We start from the raw sequence: 18,186 nt of genomic DNA, 5'->3' as shown, positions 1-18,186 counted from the left end.
ATCCCCCTCTGTTATATGTTACCAATATAATACAACAGAGTGGTCTATTATTCTAGCATTCTACTTTTTGTTCCCAGCCTTCTTCGCTTCTTCTTTATCCTTCTTGATCTTAAATTGAACGGACCCAATCACAAAGGCCCGCTCCTCTTTAGGTAAACCCATGTATGTGCTTGGAAGCATGTTTAATTGGTGAAGGCAATAATGAGCCATATTAGCGTCAAAATCACCTTCACTTATTAGTTTTTTGCTTCGTCGACCAAGTCGTCCATACCTACATCAAAGCCGTTTACCTCTTGGATCTTCTTCATGTACTCCTGATATTCACCAGGCTTCAACATCACCTTCAGTAAGGCTTCGGCACCCATAACACCATAGGAGTCTTGCAACTCTTGGCTATTAAGGTTAGGGAATACTGTACACTTTGTTCCTAACGATCCCAGATACCCATTTGCGTCAAAGTCTTGCGTGTACTGCCCACGCTTTCCCGGAACTGCCACCTTTTTTGTGTACTGCTTACGAATCGCTTCATCATCAACACTGGTAACGGCTGTGATCTCCCATTCAACAGGTTTGCCTTCTGCATCGATGAATCGTTTTGAAGCTGCGAACTTCACATTATCTTCTTGTATTGCATTTTGACTTAAAAAAGCACTTAAATTACTCATATCTATCACCTTATCCTTTTCTAATTGAATTTCAAAAGGCCGCTATGTAAGCGACCATCCTCTTATTGCATACCAGGTAACAATTTGAATTTCTCAGGCATTTCGAAGTCATCAAACGTGCCATCAATCGGCTCGTCCAGATACTCTCCATCTGCATCGAATTTAGAGAGTACTCCACCATCCAAGTTACAATCCTTATGGATAATCGTTTGACGACCAACACTAGATGTCGGATCTTCATTGGTTACCTGGATGTCGAAATAAATATCCTCACCCGTTTCTTTAAATCTGTACAGTAATTCACGAAAAATAGATTGATTGTAATGAGCTGTCCCGCTGAATGTACCTTCCCATCCAGTAGATTTATTACCCTTACCTGTTTTCCCTAGAATGGGAACCTTTGTTTTAGTCTTATCGAAAGTAGATTCAAAATCTATAATTTGCATGAAGTTATAGCGATTACCCTCGACTGTTATAAAACATTCAGCAAGTGCCGCGCTGACAGAATCCTTCGCTTTCATAGTTTGAGCAAAGTGTTGTAAATTCAATTTGATCATTACTTTTCATCTCCCCTCTCTTAAGATACTTTCACGGTCATGTATAGTTGGGCCATCGCATTGGTTGGTGTCACCCCATCGGATACAACTACAGACTTCTTGGTTTCGCCTTTCGTAACCACAACATCATCCGCTTTAAAGTCCTCAATAGCTCTAATCTGCTCTAATTCCTGATGATGTTTTACTACGTCATTCCAAAATGAGATTCGACCGGCGGGATCGTTCGGTACGTTACCCAAATACTTCGTATTGAATAGGACTGCGATATCATTACCGATCTGATCGAGTACGCGAATCGTTTGATTGCTGGAGAAGTCCTCATTTTTATCAACTGTGAATGTCGTAAAGCTATTGATATCCTCAAGCACTCGGACATCTTCACCAACTTTATGCAGGATGAACTTCCCTGCCTTTAATGCGGCTTCTAGTTCGCTTTGCTTGTAACTTACGTTCACCGCATACTCACCATCGTATTTCTTGTTCGTGTTAGATTTATTCACTGCAACGCCTGCAGCAATACCTGTCACCCAATAGATGAGAGCCGCAACGTTCGTATCATCTGTTACATCGTTCTGAAGGTTGATTACCCCTTCATAATCAGCTTCAGAACGATAAACAGCCACTTGGAACTTAACCCCTACCTGATCACGTAATCGCTTCGTAAACTGTACGTACAGGTCCGCGATTGTCGGAACGGTAGATACACAACCAAGAGTATTGAATGAATACGGTTCTAGCTTGTCCAGTGCGTCCTGGTGCTCTGCACCTTCTATATCATCGCCATTAGCCCCTAACGTCATAGAAAGTCCACCTAGCACCGTTGCCGTTAGAACGACATTGGATTTCCACGTAACATAATCTGTATCCAGTAGGTTGTCCGTGTTAGGCAATACGGTTTGACTATCGACTAGATTAGATCCAAGATACGTTAATACATCCATCTCGGTAATATCATCTACGTTAATTTCGATAACCGTTTTTAAATCATTACCACGCACACCCTTGTGTTTTGCAGTAGCGAAAGTATTCGATGCAGTCACACCATCTTTCATGAGCTTATAAAAATATCCGGTTTGAATGTTCTTGAATAGATCACGCAGACCTTTCAATTTTGCATGAGTGTAATCATATCCAAAAATCTTCAGTGAATCCTTTTGGAAGTCCTCGGCTGTTACGGTGAACACCTCACCATCCACTCCCCAATCAAGCGGGATAGGAATCGCTGCGTAACCCCGATCACTCAATGAAGCGGTAGCCCGGGCAGCACTCACAAAGTTAATATAACTACCGGGCAGTTTTTTGTTCTGTGTTAAGAAAGTACCTCCACCTAATGCCATCTATTTCACCTTTCCTTCCATAAAATCTGTGATTAAGCTACCTACTTCATCGAAGCTGTACCTCGTATCGTCTTTCAGCAAGGTGTTCAGAAGGTCCCTCTGTCCGGCATACTTCTGACTTTGAACTAACTGCTTCTTACTGAATTTATAGGATTCAATCAATCCATCTGTTGATGTCTTGTTCTCATCTGCATTTTTAATAATCTTTGGTGCCATCTTGTCACCCCTTCAATCCGTTCTTTATTTTCAAATCTTCCATCTTATCTAGTGGATCCGTAATCTTATATATGTGGTAATTGTAGTTCACGAAGAAATGAAGCACTCCGTCCACGACTTCACTGTTGATGTTGGTACCCCGTAGGAGATCACCTGATATCGTCGTAATGTATTCCAGTGCATCATTCAGCCGATCAACTATCTCGTGCATCTCGGTCTTCTGATCCGTTGTGCTTGGGAAGTAATGAATGTCGAATGGTTGTTCTCGAAAATATCGCTTCCCTATCACTTGTGTTTGCCTGGATGTTAAAAGGACAATAAAAAAACAAGGTTCCTCTAGACCTTGTTTAACTGATTCAGTGTAGATCGTATAATCCTCACCAAATACTTGGTTCAGCTTTATAGCGATAGCATTAACAACATCATTTATCATTGAAAGCCTCCCCTAAGTATTTCATGAGTTTCTTCTCCAACAATTTAGGCGCTTGAGCATTCAGCTCTTCTTCGGAAATGGTTAGCATAAACTTGCCGCTCACCCAACCCTTATGATTAGCTGTACGGTGTCCATACTCAACGTAGGAAGCGTAGTTAACTGGATTGATGATCTCAACCTGGTACACACTACCGACCTTTGTAACTACAAGTGATTCCGCATAAGCCTTGGCATTGCTTTTCCCGCCACTCTCCGCTTCCTCATGAGTTTTGGCAGTCCAGCCACGTCTCAAGGTACCGCCTTTTTTTCCTGACGAAGTTGGATACTGACCTACTGTCGTTCGCTTAATCACCTTTGCGAGTAACCTTGCGGCTAGTTCCTTGGCACATTCTTCTGAAAACTTGCCTATATCAGCACGCTGAAGCTTATCCAGTTTCTTTTGAAGGTTCTGGAGCTGTCTGAAGTCAACCTTACCCCATTTAGCCATTACGCCCACCCATTAAACAAAATAAGCGTTATTTCTTGATGAGAACTGTATATTGCAGGCTCTCCACTATCTCGATAAGCTGTTGATCGACCATTCTGAGTTATGAAGATCTTGGACCCCGGCTTCACCATTAATTCAGGTGCGATAAAGAGCTTTATCGTCTGAGTGACTACCCCAGCTGTATCCGTTTGGTTTACAGAAGTTACACGCTCAAACGATAGGCGGCAAGGTTGATTCTCAAGCACAGGCACTTCTTGCTGTTTCGTTATCTTAGTAATAGGATCTTTAAGGGATTGATACTCATAGATGGTACATGTCCCTTTGTAGAGTGATTCTATAGCCTTACGTTTAGCACTCACCATTTGATCACCCTGTAAAACGCATAATCCCCCTCACGCATCAAGAAGTTAATCAGTGCATTCAGCCTAGCTTCTGGTGTCATGCTTCCGGAATCTAATGCGAACGTGATATTGGTATCGCCTTCCTGGATGCTCTTAACAGCTGTGTCCAAATCCCAGCCTGTCAATTGGCCCACGCTCTTCTTGCTTAATAGAAATTCCCCTACTACCATATCAACTGCATTCTGGTGTAGAGGAATCGGTATTTCATTTAGATTGGTTTGTGACTTGATGTGATTCTCAATCTTTTGAATAATGAAGCCAAGAACCCATGCATCGCCATCAACGATTACGTAACCGAAGGTTTCAAGCCTTTTCTTCACATCATCAAGCATGAAACTCACATCCTATTCTTTTTCAACCTCAAGTATCTTCTTCAAGATACCGTTACGGCTTGTTGCTTGGCCGATGTCGATTCCTTTTTCTTCAACGTAAGCCTTGATCTCTTCATCGCTCATACTGTCAAATTCAGAATCGCCATCATTTGAATTATCAGCATCCTCCTGAACTTTGCCTGATTCGTCAGTTTTAGGTCCACCGTCACCTTGACCAGCGTCTGGTTCCATATCCTCAACCTCATAGCCACGGCTTCCAAACCAAGACAATAAATAAGGATCGGAACATTCTCCGACCCCCATCACGAATGTAACACCTGCTGAAACCCCACTGTATTGCTTATTAGGCGCATTTACCTTTGCCATATAGAATTTCTCCTCCCTATTACTGAACTTTGATCTTACGCATAACTCCGGCAGCCTTAGTAGCCTTGAGCGCCACACCCGCAACCATTTCAACCTCGCCTGTCTTCACAGCTCCGGCAGTTGTATAATCCGGTACCCACGTTTGAATAGGTGCCACACCCGCCATAGAAATAGCATGGAAAGCATCTAGTCCCAATCTAGCGGCATATAAGGATGTCTCACCAGTTGTTCCGTCAACAGCCACAACAGGTGTGTTAGAACCTGCCTTTGCTCCAAAATCAACGAATGGAATACCGTTGTAAGATTCTACATTTTGACCGAAGTCATTTTTAGTTACTTGGTAAGCTCCAGCACGTCGAGCAGCTGCGCGAATCTTAGCGATTAACTTCAAGTTACCACCAATGAATCCAGGCGTCCCATCAAGACCCATTAAAAATTCATCTAGATCATCTAGGAAGGCGGCGTAATTAGCCGTAACCAAAGCTGAAGTAGATAAGTCTATTACATCTGTTGGCATATATTCAGTTGAGGACCCTGTGAGTGCTTTTTCTAATCCATCGAAAGCAATAGATTCAGTAGCCGTATCACCATTAATGACCGTATCGTTAAACAATGCAGAAGCTGCCTTGATCTTTTGTGCCATTTGAAGTGTTACTTCATCAATGATACCGCCCATATTAGCAATAATACGGTCGATTTTGAACGCTCCACCGAATACGGCTAAGTCTGTCGTGATCCGTTCTTTTGTCACTTCCTGTGATGTGTACTCACTATTCACGGCACGGAATGCAGCGGTAGGTTGCGTTTTTAATCGAGTATACCCATAGGTTAATGTTGCACCTCCACCCGTGGGAGATACCACATCATCGAACGTTAAGTTGTTGAATAGGAAGTTTGATTTTGCGAACTCATCAATAACCCCCATTTGAAGTGCATCTTGAACATTTAATTTTGCTTCTGCTAAAGTAACTGCCATGGTACATTACCACCTTTTCTAATTGTTTTGTTCACTACTTGTAAAATGCATCTTTACTGCTTCAGCAAGTGAAGATGGTTGTGTTCCTCCGCCAGGCTGCCCTTCACCTGATTCACCGGGTTTGATTCCCTTGAACTTAGGTTGTTGTGTTGTAGATTGCGCATCAAAAAGGAACTTGGAATCTTCACCCTCTTGTAGCTTTTTAAGCTGGTCTTCTAAACCCTTAATTGTTTCGCCATCAAGTTCAGCCTTATCAAGGTCAAGCAAAGCCTTTACCGCTTTGATATTCTTTGCCTTCGCACCTGTTAGGGCTCGATCAACTGCACCATCAATTTGGATTTTCTTGATCTGTGCCTCATGCTGCTCTTTTGCCGTTGTATTTTCACCTTGAAGCTTCTCGATTTGAGCTTGTAAACCTTCTGCATCTACCTTCTTCAAATCCTCCAACTGCTTATCACGAGCTACCAAATCAGTTTCGAGTTTCTTTTTAGCGTCGTTCACTTCGTCGAATCGACTCTTTGGAATCGTTGTTCCGATACCCGCTAAAACCTTATCTGCTTGCTCCTCAGTTAGACCCATTGCCATTAATTGTTCTTTATTCATCTATATCATCCTTTCAAATTACGCTTTTTAGCGTGGGTTTCGTCCACGGATTTGTCTTTATAGTTAACGTCCAAAATACCAAAATGACGAAAATAGGCATAATAAAAGCACCTCCTACCAGTTACGGTCGAAAGTGCTTCTACATGCAACGAATTACTATGTCTTGCCAAATGTCTTTGATTGGCTTACCCTCAATTTGAAACTCCAACATATCTTCAAGTGAATCGAAGAATTCTCCATCTCCATCAGGGCATAGCGCAATAACTCTTTTCCCTTCAGACCATCCGATATAGTATCTGCTACCATAGATGAAGCACTCGATATCTAGTCTCATTTCAATTGATTCTTTAAATTCTTCCAAATTATTAAACTTATCATCACTCATACCTACCACTCCTCTCTATAGCATCCTTATTCGCTATTCGTTCGCCCTTAGTAAGTTCCCTACCGTCCTCCTCATCTCTCTTAACTTTGTTCGAACCTTCTATTTCTCTCCAATCATGAGAATGAGGTACAATCTTATGCGTTTTGGCGTTCCCGTGATCAGTTAAGTGTATATCTAATTTTACTTTCCCTGTACGCCCGTAATATCTTCTAGAGTCAAGTTTGCCATCTACGTAGTTATCGTAGGCGCTGTTAGGTGGACCATTTACATCGATTTTATGAAGAGTGCCTTTTACAAGGTTCTTCTGAGCAGTAACTTGCCAATTAACATCTCGATACAAGCTTTTCATACTCGACCATTCTTCAGGTTTATTATACTTCATGTCCTGGTACGTAGCAAAGGATTTCGGTGCATATTTACCTAATACTTCCTTGTATTGAGTAAACTGATTTTTGTCAGAAGTTAGGTTCTTACGTTTCTTCTCTTCAAGAACAGCAGCTGGATTGCTCTTGATCGTCTTATCATACCAATCCTCATACTTCATGTTACTTGGAACGTAGTATGTTTTACCGTCAATGCCACGTGCTGCACGCTCACCCTCGTTATCGTCAAAGTATGGAACGGTACATGTGCGACACCAAGGATGGAATGGTGGAGCGGTCACCCCTACCTCATAGTCCTTCATATCAAATACCTTACCGTCGAGTGCTTGGCATGTTGCGCTAGTGTGGTTGTCCAACGTTGCTACAATCTCAAATCTCTCAACATCGAGTGCTTTGAAGCAATCCTCTTGAGCAGCTGAAGCGAAAAAAGCCGATTCCGTCATAATCAAACGGCCAGCTTTGTTCTTGCTCACATTGAATTGATCCGATATAGCTTTGATAGCCTTATCCGGTGTATCACCTCTGATGATGCCTTGCGTAAGCTGGGTGTGTACTGAATTAACCAATGTTTGCTTTGCAGTCCAGCTTTTATCCTTAAAGGTCGAACCATCAGCAGTCCAGGGCTTTGATATGACCTGTGATAGCTGCTTCTCATTCAAGCCATGTAGATCATACCCAACATTAAAACCCCTCTGAATCTCAAAGGCTGTGTGATAATAACCATCTGAATAGATACCTCGAGCTAGCTTATCAATTCCGTCAGTCTGGTTACCGTATAGAACTTCGGCCTGTTGTTGGGTCTGAATCTTCAATGCTTCCAGCCTCGATATATGAACCCTCGCTGATGCATTCTCAAGTTCTTTCATCCATTGTGGATCCAGCGCATTCTCTTCACCATATTTGACGTATTCCATGACATCCCACTGAAATTCTTTAAGCTCATTAGTATTCAGGAGCCGTTTAGCTTCGACCAGGGATATCTCATTATTATCAGCGAAACGTTGATACCATCTTGCAATGTCCTTCTCAACGCTAGCTTCAGCAATCTTGTACTGCTGCTCTAATTCAAAGTAATAAGCCTGTCCTTTATTCAGCTGGGCTTCCTGTAGTTTGATGAACCTCTTCTGCCAGTAACTACTCTTCGGTGCCATCTAGATCACCGCCTGTAGCCCCTTTGGGAAAAGCATTTTCGTATTCGTCCATTGCACTTTGCTTTTCTTTTTCAATTCGAGCCAGTTCGATCTTAATATCAGATGTCCAAGGATGCTGTCCAACAATCGTCTCCATCGAAATAACACCAACAGATTTAGATGCATTCTCGATACTCTCAGTTTCGTTAATGAGGATGTCTCGGTTAAAGATAACCTTTACCTGTTCCTTCTCAAAATCACCTTGTCCGGTATTGGCTAAGTGCACATTAACGAACCAAAGCAACTCTTCGAAGGAAGCTTGATACTCTGTCTCCATACCGTTTGCATCAAGATCTATATCGCTATACATCGACTGGATATTCATCTGATTAGGCGAACCTGACATTCTATCATCCTTGGCATCATAACCACGGCCATTCTCGATCAGAGCTTTCTTAAATATCTCCAGGATGACCTTGTAGTTCTCTGAGTTGACTGTCACTTCTAGTGTCTTCAAATCACCGGCTGCACCGTCTACCGTTTTGACTTTAACCGCACCGTACTGAGCTAAATTCCTTCTGAATTCACCTAAATTTTGACCGTCATAGTTTTGTAGGACCAGTATCGTATTACGAGCATCTTCCTGCATGTTGTTCTGGAAGTCTGATAGGATCGTGTTGATACCGTCCTGTAACGATCGCACCCTCTTAATCAGTGGAATCTCTTTGTTGTTGTACTTGAACGGAATGAGCGGCACTTTTGACCAGTTCCAGCCTACCTCATTTCCTTCACCATCCTCTACCTTAAGGTATGTGGTTGATGGGTTCTCCACATCATCTAGCAGAGCGTTATTCTGCCATACAAACCGATGGATTCCGTCGGTGGTATAAACCTCAACCTTTTCAATGACGACTTCCTTTGTACCCTCATAGGCTTCAACCGTATACATACGAATTGCGAAATCCAGCTCCGTATGATCAGCATCTTTCCAGAAGGGAAGAACCTCATGGGGTTGAAACTTCTTAAAGCGAAATTCACCTATCTCATTGTAGTAGGGATGTAACCAAGAAATTCCGGCATTCATTGAATCTTCGCCCAGGTTCTTGAACGTTCTGAGGAATCGATTGTTGAATACTCCCTTTAGCAATTCACTATAGGGTACATTCTCCGTTTCAAACGTTAGTGGCTTGGCCAACAAGTAATTCACCTTTTGATCAACCAGTTTTGCATACTGGTTATCAATGATCTTATTGTTCGGTAGGTTCTCGACTTCTTCCAGCAGACCATCAGCCCCTATCACCGTTCTCCTGCGTTTTAAGATTGGATGGTCACCCTGGTAGTACATCTCACCCTCTATCATATGCTTACGCTTTGGTGAGTTCTTAAACTTTACAATCTCACGTTCTAATATTTGTTTATCAGTCATGGCCGATTTTGCACCATCTGTGATTATCTTCTTGATCCTTGCCATTTTACTTCCAAGGTTTAATAGGTTAATCATTTAGGCCCTCCTTTCTCAATCGAAGCTGAATGTATCACCTTGACCAATCTTTTCAGCTATTCCTGTTGTAGCATCCGGGGCATCATCATGCTTGTTTTTACCTTCTTTTTGATAACTCGTCATAGCCTTATAGTATTCAGGCCATCGATCTCTCCAGTTAGCTGGGTAGTATACATGACCCATCACCCATGTAGCATTAGAAAGTATTCTTGCAACCTTATTCTTCGATTGGTGGAAGGTGTTGATCTGAGCTCTGTTACTCTTGAACTTCTGCAACAGTATCCGCTCAACCGATCTCCCAAACCCTCTACCACCGTTATTGGATTCTATGTCAGCTACATTCACTTTGCCTTCATGGATCATCTTAGCGGTACCAGGCTCCGTTTCTTCCATTGGCTCTTTCGTGTATAGGACATCCAACACGTAAGCTTCGTTGTTATACACACCATAGTTGATGCTGCATAAGAAGTCGGCTCCTGTATCCGCTGTATCTGTATAGTTTCGGATAGAGGTAAACAACGGATTCCCTGAAGCATCCGATGGAATTTTGTCATATGTCTTGAATGAGCTGTACAACTTACCTTTAATATCGATTGGCTCCTGCTGATAGTTAGCAGATGCTATATCCTCACCCATGGCTCTTACCTTCATGTCGTATGATTCACGAGATAAGACTTCATCACATAGCATCGTTCCGTCATCCTGCAAGGCCTTCATACTAAGGTGACGGACTTTCTTTTTCTCCTCTGTGAAGTGTTCTAACGCCTTGCCTGCTAAATCACCTGTCGCCCACCTAGTCATGATAATGATGATCTTGCCGCCTTCTTCAAGACGTGACAGCATCGTATTAGTAAACCAGTCCCAGTGCTTCTCTAGCACATCTGCGTTGTTTGCTTCAAGCGCTGATTTGATTAGATCATCGATAATCAGGATCGTAGCACCGAAGCCTGTAGCCGTACCCGTAGGAGACGTTGCCAGGTAGTTGTTATATCCACCTTCTAAACTCCATAGATTCATAGCACCATCACCCCGCTGGATCTTAACTTGCGGGAATATATCACTGTACACGATCATGCCTTCATCAGCCTTAACGGTGCTGATCCCGTTACGCACAGCCTTACTGAACGTGGTAGATAGTGTCTCGTTGTATGATCCCGTCATGATCTTAGCAGACTGGTCTTGCCCGAATACCCATTGTGCGAACATGGACGCTGTACGACTCTTTCCATGCCGCGGTGGCTCATTGACTATCAGTATGTCGTCCTCAGACTCATAGAACTCCTGCATCTCATTACAGAGGTTAACCAGGTACTCTCGTTCAGACTTATAGAAGTCTGGGGCCATAGCCTGACAAAAAGAAAAGAACTCGCGGTTAGCAAGTTCTATACGTGCGTATCTTTTGATTAATTCGAAATCAACCATCACGGATCAACCTCCTAAGTTCCTCGACGGTCAGATCCTTGAGTGGATTGTTCATATCAACCGTATCCCTGTTTGGTACCTTGGAATTTAAAACAGCAACGTTCGCTTTGATCTGTTCAATCCGCTGTTTATATTCTTCTTTCGCTTGCCCAGGAGTAGCAAGGCGTAGAGCATCATCATACTGCTTAATAGTCCGAGTGAGGGATGTCCATGCAGCAGCCATTGACTTTAGTCCAGTAGCAGATCGATCCCAAGCGAACTGGAATTCAAACTCTTCCTTTATAGCCACTTGCTTGATATCAGGATCTCTCTTAGTGCCAGTATTGACGAGCTCGTATTCTGCCCTTTTTAATTCCTTGATCATTTCATCTTTTCCTGTTACATGCTGAATGCTCAAGGCACGGATGATGTTTGTGAGTTGTATGCGAATGCTTTCCCACAATATATCTAGTGGTGTTAGATCAGCGGTCAGGTCATAAATCTCCTGTGTTTCCTTATCATCTGGAAGGAATTTACGGAACAATCCATGTGTAACAGCCTTATCATTTCCTATAGGACCACCAGGACCGCCCTTATTACCTTTAGCATTGCGGTTGCCATGTGGCGCACCTGGACGCGGATCCGGCAGCTCTTCCCACTTATCAAGACTCTTCCATTTACGGACCATACCCGAATTGATACCAAGCTTGGCCGCTATCTCTGCAGGCTTCATTTCCTTGCCACTCTCAAACCATAGGGAGAGTGCTTTCTTACGATCTGGACTTCTCTCTCTTGCCATTACATGTTGCACCTCACCCCCGACATAGTGTATACACGACTTATGCAAGTACATGTGCACAAAATGCTGATTTTGAACATAAGTACTTCTCCAAAATAACAGCAAGAGGAGCATAGTATCAAGGTTTAACTGATTTGCTTATCAGTAGTTTTATCAGTAGTCCATTCATCCTTTATGCATAACCGTGCAAACCCGCGTCATTGCTCATTTTTTTGAAATTGATATTTTCGATTATTTCCCAGCCATTTTGCATAAATCCGAAATTATTCATCGTTTATACACCTAGATTGGACTGGAATTGAGTTGGTTTTCTTAGAATCATTCTAAATAAGGAATTCACTCTCTTTTTCCCTCTCTCAAAACCAACTTTTCCAACCAATTTTTGAACCTGATTTCCCCTAATAAATGTAACTAGAGAGAAACATAACTCTATTTCTGTTGCACTCATGAATTTGTATCTTTACGATCACATCAAGCTTTGTGTCAATTCTCTTTTTGAGTGCAACATTAGCCTGATTGTGTAAAACTCAAACGCCTAATTGCATCGTCCATGGAGTCCTGGGTATTGCCTATATAAAGCAAAGTTGTAGCTATATCTTCATGACCAAACATCTCCATTAGTAACGCTAGGTTGCGTGGATCGTCATTATAAAGGTGATATCCCCACGTCTTCCGGAGTGAATGAACACCGATGCCAGTAAGCCCAAATCTCTTTGCTACACCGCTAATCATCTTGTAGGCTGTTACTCTATGAATCGGTTCTCCTACAGCTCCAGTGAGCTTCTTACGTTGCCTGCTAGGGAATAAATAATCCTCATCATCCATATCCTCAATGTAAATCATCAAGTCTTCGTAAAGATCTGGGTGAATGATAAACTTTTTACGCTTTTTCTTCTTCCGTTTTCGATTCTTGGTTTTCTCAGCCACATAATTGATGTGCAGCTGATCTCTGACAGATGAAACTTTGAGCTGCAGCAAATCCGATACCCGAAGACCGCTATGAATACCCATTGAGAAGAAGATATAATTTCTGAAACTCGTAACCTTAAGATAGTTTTTGATTTGGACAATTACCGACTTGTCCCGGATCGGTTGGACCTCATTCATATCACCACCTCATTGTGCAGTTTTTTTCATAACAAAAGAGCCACTCCTATAATTAAGAGTGACTCCTTCTTTATCTACATTTAGCCATTTCACTATTATCAAATGAAAGAGCATCCGTTAAGGTGCTTAGATTTTAATTTGATATTCAGGAGAGTCTTTCCTACAACACGCAATTCGTTATTCCATTAGAGTAAAATAACCCTAATCAACATAACAGAATATTCTACTAGCTCTACCGAGTTAATAAAGAAGGGGCGTTGGGCATTATGTTGTAAACTCAAAAGATCATAAATATGCTCATGAACACAAATGTTAATATGAACTTTCTTTAGTTTTTTTTACAGATCTTTTATCCTCTTCAATGATATTAATTATTACATCTGAAAGCCAGGAACTAGATAATGATATTCCCAAAGCTATAACAGCAAAGCCATCACTTAAAGATGTTGAGACAATTTTGAAATATGCAAGCAACCCAAAACCTACAATCACTGCAACTATTAGAGCCATAATCACTGATAATAAGTTTGATAAGTATAACTTTCTATTAGGGGGAATGTATAAATCCTCCACTTTTTCTTTAGCTAAATATAAGAGTGAAAGAATCGAAAGAAAAAATGAGGTAATATTAAAAAAGACTATAAAGGGAAAATCACTATCAAATATACGAATTATACCTAACCCAGTAAAGGTTAAGAAGACACCTATCTGTAAGTATTTATACGTTAAGCCCATTCGTATATTCCCTCTCAAGATCCTCTAGTTTTTTAATTGTTAAGGGAATCAAATAACTTATATAGTCTATATACTCTTTTAATTCCCTTTGACTCAAAGCGGTTCCCTCTCCACGTTCCAATGCGACGGCGTAGATATAGCTAAGATGAAATTCATCATCATCATCATCCTTCGAAATGAATAAAGCACCGAAAAAAATATCGGAATTAATTAAATTTATTTCTTCTAAAGCAGATGGAAGTAACGCCCTATATATTTCAGTTATTCGGGGTGATAATATCCTTAAACAATTGACGTTCTCTTCAAAATATAGGTATATACTGGAATAATCAAAATCTATAGCATATAGATTGTAATTATCTGAACCAGTCACATTTCGGTACTCATAATCAGCAAGTAATTTTTCAAGCTCATCATTTTTCAATATTAACACTCCTTTATATCAATACCATATTCTTTTCTGAATTTAGATTTGTATAAAGATCATCTATATCAGGTGTATACCATTTCACTCCCACTATTTGATCAGAAAAATACAGGGTCACAAAATTCTTTATTTCATTTACCAATGTTACCTTTTCTTCTCTGGTCATTGGACTTAAAAGGATAAAATGAATTTTGTTTTGAGTGATATCCACCAAATACCTTTTAGCTTGGTGAACACCATTGACATTTTTCTTATTAATAACTTTTGTCTCAAAACCAAAGAAATCTTCAAAACAATTTACGTTGTCTGAGAATTCAAAAGTCTTATTCATAAGAAGGGCGAAAGATACACTCATTTCCCACCGCCTCCTAATAATATTTTGAATATCTTTTGACTAATAGAACCACTGTAATCTTTATGCTCCACTGATTGAACATTAGTATCATATGTAGCAAATATTAATATGTCGGAATATGTCAAATTCGAACTACCCCATTTATTACTACATTCAATTAATTCAGGTACTGCCCAGTTCTTATCTTCATCATTCTTTACCAAAAGTATTATCTGCTCACGTATTTCCTTTGTGTAATGTCTTTCCCCCCATTGCTTTATTTCCTTATGCTTCAATTCCTCTTTTATACGATGTGCTGTGAGATGTCTTTCAATCTCGGCTAGCTCATATTTATGACGTAATAACTCTTTCATAAACGTTGTCCTAATATCAAAGAATATGCTTCTATAATATTACCCCTCACTGAAGCACCCCTCCATTCTACATATGTAGTTATTCAACATCAAATCCAATGTTAAACGTTGAATGCATTTAAATCTCCAGACAAAACAAAGATATAATAGTTAAAGTGTAATTAGTATATTCACTTTTAGCTTACTGCACAACCTAATTACATTAACTATCAAGCATAAGGTCATTACTATCAATAACCATAAAGGTTCATATAATTTAATTGAATTATAAATTTTTAGCCCTTCGCAATCTAACTTAGATTATATTCGTTATATATTACAGATTTCCTGCCTTTTCATAAAAGTATATCTCGCCAGGAATGTGTCTTTTCTATATTTCAGTATCGTTTGGAGTTCAATTATTGTCAAATCCTTTAGGGCTTCCTTAATAGGTAAAGAAAAGTCTCCAGACATATATACGTAAGCGCTTGTTAATTTGAATCTATTCATCTGTATAAATAATGTCATTAGCATATTGCGGTATCACTACCGCATAACGAGCTAAAGGGTGAGGTTCACAATGAACCTCACCCTTTAAAACCTATGTTCACCTTAGAGAACAGTTCCTTCTCGCTTAATTACCACGTTATCAATATACCACGGGAATAAGTTCATGTGGTGCTCAACTTAGGGTCAAGTTACGTTCATGTTACGGTCAAAATTCCGTATCGTCCTGTTCAAAGAATCCCATGAGCTTGAGGGTGTTGGCCATGCTCTCCTCACCGTCCGTAATCTTCCGTCTAATCGTGCTATCACTTAAGCCATGTCGGAAGAATAAGAGCGTCTCTTTATATGAATATCCCTGCATGTATCTATAATCAATAGCCTTTTTGGAATCCTCATCCTGGACTATACCCCATGCTCTTCGTAGTTGATGTGTATAGAAATGATACTTTTGGTATACCCATCGTTGCTTTTCGATTAGAATTGCTGCATTCGCGGTCTTATCTGCGTGCATATCCTCCTGATCGATCCGTCTTGCTGATTCACCATCTATGGCCACTTGCTTTAGTTCTTGTCCAAATTTCTCAAAATCACTCATAAGTGAAGTCATACTTTTATATTTACCAAGCAAGAATTTTGTTCGCTGGATCTCCATCTTGTCTGCCTTTGGAAAGAGTTCTCCTTGTCCCCATGCCATCGCCATTCCCCTCATTCCCCTTTGTATGGTAATATAGTGAGAGGAATTACTATTAGTAGAGACCACTTGCGCCCGACCAAGGAATGCAAGGGGTCTCGTTTTGTTTACTCATTCGCACAGTTCTTCTCTATTTTTATTGTTATTGCTCTGCTCAAATTGCTCCTGCAGATCAGTTCGGATCCTAGATGTATACTTTCGCTTACCTTGATTTTTGCTAATGTCTTGAACAACTTGGTGGAGTCTGCTTAATTCTCCGGTCATTCCTTTCTGACGGTTCAGGTAGTCATACAATGGTTGTAGCCGTTCAATCTCATCCTTAGCCCTCCGGCGTCTACGTCTGTTCACCTGCATCTGACGTACCAACTCATAACCTCCCAAATCGTCCACGTCCAGAAACTCCAACGCATGAGTTAGGTCAAGATACTCATCATTGCAATGAGCCAGGTCTTTCGTATGCTGATCGTAGGTGGTCTTAATTCCCTTGAAGACTCCTAACATTTGTCGAGAAGCATCCTCTGCAGTTAACTCCATAATCTGATTTCCCCTCACTGACCGGATGCGAGTTTCATGTCCAATTGAATGTAATGTACGTCTGTCGTCTCGTCATGTTGTATCACATACCGTTTCCTTTCTACGCTCCTTTGATCAAGCCAATCTACCAATCGTTTATTTATAATAGCGACAGAACCCGTACCACCAAATGCCTTTCGCAATTTTATTCCAGATGTATCCTTAACCACGATCAAGCACGTTTTATCTGCACTGAATCCGACTCTTACATAGTTGCCTACTTCGCATTTTAGTAGTTGAGCTGCCATCGTGTTCAAATGGAGTCCTCCTGCATTTAGACCGATCGTTGGGTTACTGGGTAAGTTACCGTCTACAAACCACTCAATGCCTTCGAGCATCGTTTTAACACCATGCCTTTTGGCTTCTTCTAAATTCACTTTTCTTGTAGTCACTTCATGCTTCATTTTGATATCCTCGCTCTCTGTAATTTCCATATATTTTATAAGCTTTTCACCAATCCGGACTAATAGTCTACTTACTTGAACCTGTGAGATACCAACCACTTCGGCAATCTCATTTTGTGACTTATCTTCCAACCGCATTTCTGTAATCTCACGTTCTCTGTCCTCGAGCGTAAAGATGAACTCATTCACCACGACACCGGACAGGTCAGTTTTACTCGCCATCATATCAAGTAGTGAAACAGATTGTGATTCATTTTCAGAAGCACCTAGACTTTGATCCAATGATGATACACGTGAGTTTCTAATGTGCTTAGAAGCTTCTTTCGCTTCCTTTAAGCTACATTCCAACCTCTCTGATATATCAACCGGTGAAGCATCTACTAAGTTGTTTTTATAAATTTTATTTACTAGAGAGTATATGGATCGTGGAACCCTAACGCTCGATCCCTTATCCCTCATGAAGCGTTGTATTTCCCATTTGATCATAGGGAACGCATACGTGGAGAATGCTGTTACCTCACCATTAAATTTGGTGGGGTCATAGGCGTGAAATGCCTTTATAAGCCCAATGGTTCCTTCTCCCACCAAATCTTCGTAATCCACACCCTGATTTATAAATTTCCGGTGCGCATTCGCTATGGAGTGAACCATCCCCATATTTTTAGGGATCACTTCATCACAGTAACCAAGATGAGGGTTGTAATAATTATTCATCTCTCCCTCTCCTTACTCTCCTGCAGCTGTTGGCAAAGAGTTTCATATTTTCTTAATGCCGCTCGGTAATGCGGGTGTTTCGTTCCTATTGACTCTATATATTCCGCACCTTTGATGATTTGGGCCTGCAATCGTTCCTGGTGATAGGTCATGAGTTTTATAAATAATTGCTGGAAGTAATCATAAATTCCTTCTGTCGTCTCAGCTTCACAACGTTCAGACATGAACTTCCAATAGGTTACCTCATCCATTTCCTTGGATTCATAGGCTGAGTTAACTTGCCGTATGAACATTTTTTCGTAACAGACGATGATTCTGTTATTCTCTTGTACCGTTAGCTTGGGACTATACATCGTGATATTCACGCCC

25 protein-coding genes are annotated in these 18,186 nt (G+C 40.9%); all 25 read right to left on the bottom strand.

Annotation, left to right across the window (positions count from 1 at the left end; all coding sequences use genetic code 11):
* Positions 1-236: 236 nt before the first annotated feature.
* Complete coding sequence (locus ACP8HI_RS04500) at positions 237-665, bottom strand: phage tail assembly chaperone (RefSeq protein WP_438349936.1); 429 nt, start codon at positions 663-665, stop codon at positions 237-239.
* Between the two features lie 62 nt (positions 666-727).
* Complete coding sequence (locus ACP8HI_RS04495) at positions 728-1,222, bottom strand: phage tail tube protein (protein ID WP_438349935.1); 495 nt, start codon at positions 1,220-1,222, stop codon at positions 728-730.
* Between the two features lie 20 nt (positions 1,223-1,242).
* The gene (locus tag ACP8HI_RS04490) at positions 1,243-2,559 is read right to left on the bottom strand and encodes a phage tail sheath family protein (protein WP_438349934.1); all 1,317 of its coding nucleotides are present in this window, start codon (positions 2,557-2,559) and stop codon (positions 1,243-1,245) included.
* Positions 2,560-2,775, bottom strand: a complete 216-nt coding sequence (locus ACP8HI_RS04485) for a hypothetical protein (RefSeq protein WP_438349933.1) — start codon at positions 2,773-2,775, stop codon at positions 2,560-2,562. It lies immediately after the preceding gene.
* A 4-nt stretch (positions 2,776-2,779) separates the two neighbouring features.
* Complete coding sequence (locus ACP8HI_RS04480) at positions 2,780-3,208, bottom strand: phage tail terminator family protein (protein ID WP_438349932.1); 429 nt, start codon at positions 3,206-3,208, stop codon at positions 2,780-2,782.
* On the bottom strand, positions 3,198-3,695 hold the full coding sequence (locus ACP8HI_RS04475; protein WP_438349931.1) for an HK97 gp10 family phage protein: 498 nt from the start codon (positions 3,693-3,695) through the stop codon (positions 3,198-3,200). Before ACP8HI_RS04475 ends, ACP8HI_RS04480 begins: the two co-directional genes overlap by 11 nt.
* Positions 3,695-4,057, bottom strand: a complete 363-nt coding sequence (locus ACP8HI_RS04470; RefSeq protein WP_438349930.1) for an ABC transporter ATP-binding protein — start codon at positions 4,055-4,057, stop codon at positions 3,695-3,697. Before ACP8HI_RS04470 ends, ACP8HI_RS04475 begins: the two co-directional genes overlap by 1 nt.
* A complete protein-coding gene (locus ACP8HI_RS04465; protein WP_438349929.1) occupies positions 4,051-4,428 on the bottom strand; it encodes a hypothetical protein in 378 nt (125 codons plus the stop codon). Before ACP8HI_RS04465 ends, ACP8HI_RS04470 begins: the two co-directional genes overlap by 7 nt.
* Before the next feature lie 12 nt (positions 4,429-4,440).
* Positions 4,441-4,794 carry a hypothetical protein gene (locus tag ACP8HI_RS04460; RefSeq protein WP_438349928.1) on the bottom strand — a complete coding sequence of 118 codons (354 nt, stop codon included), beginning with the start codon at positions 4,792-4,794 and terminating at the stop codon, positions 4,441-4,443.
* 19 nt (positions 4,795-4,813) lie between these two features.
* Positions 4,814-5,770 carry a major capsid protein gene (locus tag ACP8HI_RS04455; RefSeq protein ID WP_438349927.1) on the bottom strand — a complete coding sequence of 319 codons (957 nt, stop codon included), beginning with the start codon at positions 5,768-5,770 and terminating at the stop codon, positions 4,814-4,816.
* A gap of 18 nt (positions 5,771-5,788) precedes the next feature.
* The gene (locus ACP8HI_RS04450) at positions 5,789-6,373 is read right to left on the bottom strand and encodes a phage scaffolding protein (RefSeq protein ID WP_438349926.1); all 585 of its coding nucleotides are present in this window, start codon (positions 6,371-6,373) and stop codon (positions 5,789-5,791) included.
* Positions 6,374-6,512: 139 nt separating this feature from the next.
* Positions 6,513-6,758 (bottom strand): hypothetical protein, encoded by a 246-nt coding sequence (locus ACP8HI_RS04445; RefSeq protein ID WP_438349925.1) that lies wholly within the window; start codon positions 6,756-6,758, stop codon positions 6,513-6,515.
* Entirely contained in the window at positions 6,751-8,292 is a 1,542-nt protein-coding gene (locus tag ACP8HI_RS04440; RefSeq protein ID WP_438349924.1) for a minor capsid protein, read from the bottom strand. Before ACP8HI_RS04440 ends, ACP8HI_RS04445 begins: the two co-directional genes overlap by 8 nt.
* Positions 8,276-9,772, bottom strand: coding sequence for a phage portal protein (locus ACP8HI_RS04435; RefSeq protein WP_438349923.1), 1,497 nt, complete (start codon positions 9,770-9,772; stop codon positions 8,276-8,278). Before ACP8HI_RS04435 ends, ACP8HI_RS04440 begins: the two co-directional genes overlap by 17 nt.
* Before the next feature lie 15 nt (positions 9,773-9,787).
* A complete protein-coding gene (gene terL / locus ACP8HI_RS04430) occupies positions 9,788-11,194 on the bottom strand; it encodes a phage terminase large subunit (RefSeq protein WP_438351704.1) in 1,407 nt (468 codons plus the stop codon).
* A complete protein-coding gene (terS, locus tag ACP8HI_RS04425) occupies positions 11,187-11,972 on the bottom strand; it encodes a phage terminase small subunit (protein WP_438349922.1) in 786 nt (261 codons plus the stop codon). The genes terL and terS overlap by 8 nt, the downstream gene beginning before the upstream one ends.
* Positions 11,973-12,479: 507 nt before the next feature.
* Positions 12,480-13,079 (bottom strand): tyrosine-type recombinase/integrase, encoded by a 600-nt coding sequence (locus tag ACP8HI_RS04420; RefSeq protein ID WP_438349921.1) that lies wholly within the window; start codon positions 13,077-13,079, stop codon positions 12,480-12,482.
* Between the two features lie 312 nt (positions 13,080-13,391).
* On the bottom strand, positions 13,392-13,814 hold the full coding sequence (locus tag ACP8HI_RS04415; RefSeq protein WP_438349920.1) for a hypothetical protein: 423 nt from the start codon (positions 13,812-13,814) through the stop codon (positions 13,392-13,394).
* The gene (locus ACP8HI_RS04410) at positions 13,798-14,238 is read right to left on the bottom strand and encodes a hypothetical protein (protein ID WP_438349919.1); all 441 of its coding nucleotides are present in this window, start codon (positions 14,236-14,238) and stop codon (positions 13,798-13,800) included. The genes ACP8HI_RS04415 and ACP8HI_RS04410 overlap by 17 nt, the downstream gene beginning before the upstream one ends.
* A gap of 13 nt (positions 14,239-14,251) precedes the next feature.
* Complete coding sequence (locus ACP8HI_RS04405) at positions 14,252-14,596, bottom strand: hypothetical protein (RefSeq protein ID WP_438349918.1); 345 nt, start codon at positions 14,594-14,596, stop codon at positions 14,252-14,254.
* Entirely contained in the window at positions 14,593-14,949 is a 357-nt protein-coding gene (locus ACP8HI_RS04400; protein ID WP_438349917.1) for a hypothetical protein, read from the bottom strand. The genes ACP8HI_RS04405 and ACP8HI_RS04400 overlap by 4 nt, the downstream gene beginning before the upstream one ends.
* A 694-nt stretch (positions 14,950-15,643) precedes the next feature.
* Positions 15,644-16,135, bottom strand: a complete 492-nt coding sequence (locus ACP8HI_RS04395; RefSeq protein WP_438349916.1) for a hypothetical protein — start codon at positions 16,133-16,135, stop codon at positions 15,644-15,646.
* Between the two features lie 102 nt (positions 16,136-16,237).
* On the bottom strand, positions 16,238-16,660 hold the full coding sequence (locus ACP8HI_RS04390) for a hypothetical protein (RefSeq protein ID WP_438349915.1): 423 nt from the start codon (positions 16,658-16,660) through the stop codon (positions 16,238-16,240).
* 14 nt (positions 16,661-16,674) lie between these two features.
* Entirely contained in the window at positions 16,675-17,817 is a 1,143-nt protein-coding gene (locus ACP8HI_RS04385; protein ID WP_438349914.1) for a sigma-70 family RNA polymerase sigma factor, read from the bottom strand.
* Complete coding sequence (locus ACP8HI_RS04380; protein WP_438349913.1) at positions 17,814-18,170, bottom strand: hypothetical protein; 357 nt, start codon at positions 18,168-18,170, stop codon at positions 17,814-17,816. The genes ACP8HI_RS04385 and ACP8HI_RS04380 overlap by 4 nt, the downstream gene beginning before the upstream one ends.
* Positions 18,171-18,186: the final 16 nt, after the last annotated feature.

This window comes from Paenibacillus sp. FA6, from assembly GCF_051550225.1.
Lineage (GTDB): Bacteria > Bacillota > Bacilli > Paenibacillales > Paenibacillaceae > Paenibacillus_AQ.
This window is presented reverse-complemented; position numbering and strand designations above follow the sequence as displayed.

What these genes read in the sequence shown, in the direction of transcription:
- ACP8HI_RS04500 (WP_438349936.1), bottom strand. Translation starts at nt 665, where the DNA reads ATGAGTAATTTAAGTGCTTTTTTAAGTCAAAATGCAATACAAGAAGAT.
- ACP8HI_RS04495 (WP_438349935.1), bottom strand. Translation starts at nt 1,222, where the DNA reads ATGATCAAATTGAATTTACAACACTTTGCTCAAACTATGAAAGCGAAG.
- ACP8HI_RS04490 (WP_438349934.1), bottom strand. Translation starts at nt 2,559, where the DNA reads ATGGCATTAGGTGGAGGTACTTTCTTAACACAGAACAAAAAACTGCCC.
- ACP8HI_RS04485 (WP_438349933.1), bottom strand. Translation starts at nt 2,775, where the DNA reads ATGGCACCAAAGATTATTAAAAATGCAGATGAGAACAAGACATCAACA.
- ACP8HI_RS04480 (WP_438349932.1), bottom strand. Translation starts at nt 3,208, where the DNA reads ATGATAAATGATGTTGTTAATGCTATCGCTATAAAGCTGAACCAAGTA.
- ACP8HI_RS04475 (WP_438349931.1), bottom strand. Translation starts at nt 3,695, where the DNA reads ATGGCTAAATGGGGTAAGGTTGACTTCAGACAGCTCCAGAACCTTCAA.
- ACP8HI_RS04470 (WP_438349930.1), bottom strand. Translation starts at nt 4,057, where the DNA reads ATGGTGAGTGCTAAACGTAAGGCTATAGAATCACTCTACAAAGGGACA.
- ACP8HI_RS04465 (WP_438349929.1), bottom strand. Translation starts at nt 4,428, where the DNA reads ATGCTTGATGATGTGAAGAAAAGGCTTGAAACCTTCGGTTACGTAATC.
- ACP8HI_RS04460 (WP_438349928.1), bottom strand. Translation starts at nt 4,794, where the DNA reads ATGGCAAAGGTAAATGCGCCTAATAAGCAATACAGTGGGGTTTCAGCA.
- ACP8HI_RS04455 (WP_438349927.1), bottom strand. Translation starts at nt 5,770, where the DNA reads ATGGCAGTTACTTTAGCAGAAGCAAAATTAAATGTTCAAGATGCACTT.
- ACP8HI_RS04450 (WP_438349926.1), bottom strand. Translation starts at nt 6,373, where the DNA reads ATGAATAAAGAACAATTAATGGCAATGGGTCTAACTGAGGAGCAAGCA.
- ACP8HI_RS04445 (WP_438349925.1), bottom strand. Translation starts at nt 6,758, where the DNA reads ATGAGTGATGATAAGTTTAATAATTTGGAAGAATTTAAAGAATCAATT.
- ACP8HI_RS04440 (WP_438349924.1), bottom strand. Translation starts at nt 8,292, where the DNA reads ATGGCACCGAAGAGTAGTTACTGGCAGAAGAGGTTCATCAAACTACAG.
- ACP8HI_RS04435 (WP_438349923.1), bottom strand. Translation starts at nt 9,772, where the DNA reads ATGATTAACCTATTAAACCTTGGAAGTAAAATGGCAAGGATCAAGAAG.
- terL (WP_438351704.1), bottom strand. Translation starts at nt 11,194, where the DNA reads ATGGTTGATTTCGAATTAATCAAAAGATACGCACGTATAGAACTTGCT.
- terS (WP_438349922.1), bottom strand. Translation starts at nt 11,972, where the DNA reads ATGGCAAGAGAGAGAAGTCCAGATCGTAAGAAAGCACTCTCCCTATGG.
- ACP8HI_RS04420 (WP_438349921.1), bottom strand. Translation starts at nt 13,079, where the DNA reads ATGAATGAGGTCCAACCGATCCGGGACAAGTCGGTAATTGTCCAAATC.
- ACP8HI_RS04415 (WP_438349920.1), bottom strand. Translation starts at nt 13,814, where the DNA reads ATGGGCTTAACGTATAAATACTTACAGATAGGTGTCTTCTTAACCTTT.
- ACP8HI_RS04405 (WP_438349918.1), bottom strand. Translation starts at nt 14,596, where the DNA reads ATGAGTGTATCTTTCGCCCTTCTTATGAATAAGACTTTTGAATTCTCA.
- ACP8HI_RS04400 (WP_438349917.1), bottom strand. Translation starts at nt 14,949, where the DNA reads ATGAAAGAGTTATTACGTCATAAATATGAGCTAGCCGAGATTGAAAGA.
- ACP8HI_RS04395 (WP_438349916.1), bottom strand. Translation starts at nt 16,135, where the DNA reads ATGGCGATGGCATGGGGACAAGGAGAACTCTTTCCAAAGGCAGACAAG.
- ACP8HI_RS04390 (WP_438349915.1), bottom strand. Translation starts at nt 16,660, where the DNA reads ATGGAGTTAACTGCAGAGGATGCTTCTCGACAAATGTTAGGAGTCTTC.
- ACP8HI_RS04385 (WP_438349914.1), bottom strand. Translation starts at nt 17,817, where the DNA reads ATGAATAATTATTACAACCCTCATCTTGGTTACTGTGATGAAGTGATC.
- ACP8HI_RS04380 (WP_438349913.1), bottom strand. Translation starts at nt 18,170, where the DNA reads ATGTATAGTCCCAAGCTAACGGTACAAGAGAATAACAGAATCATCGTC.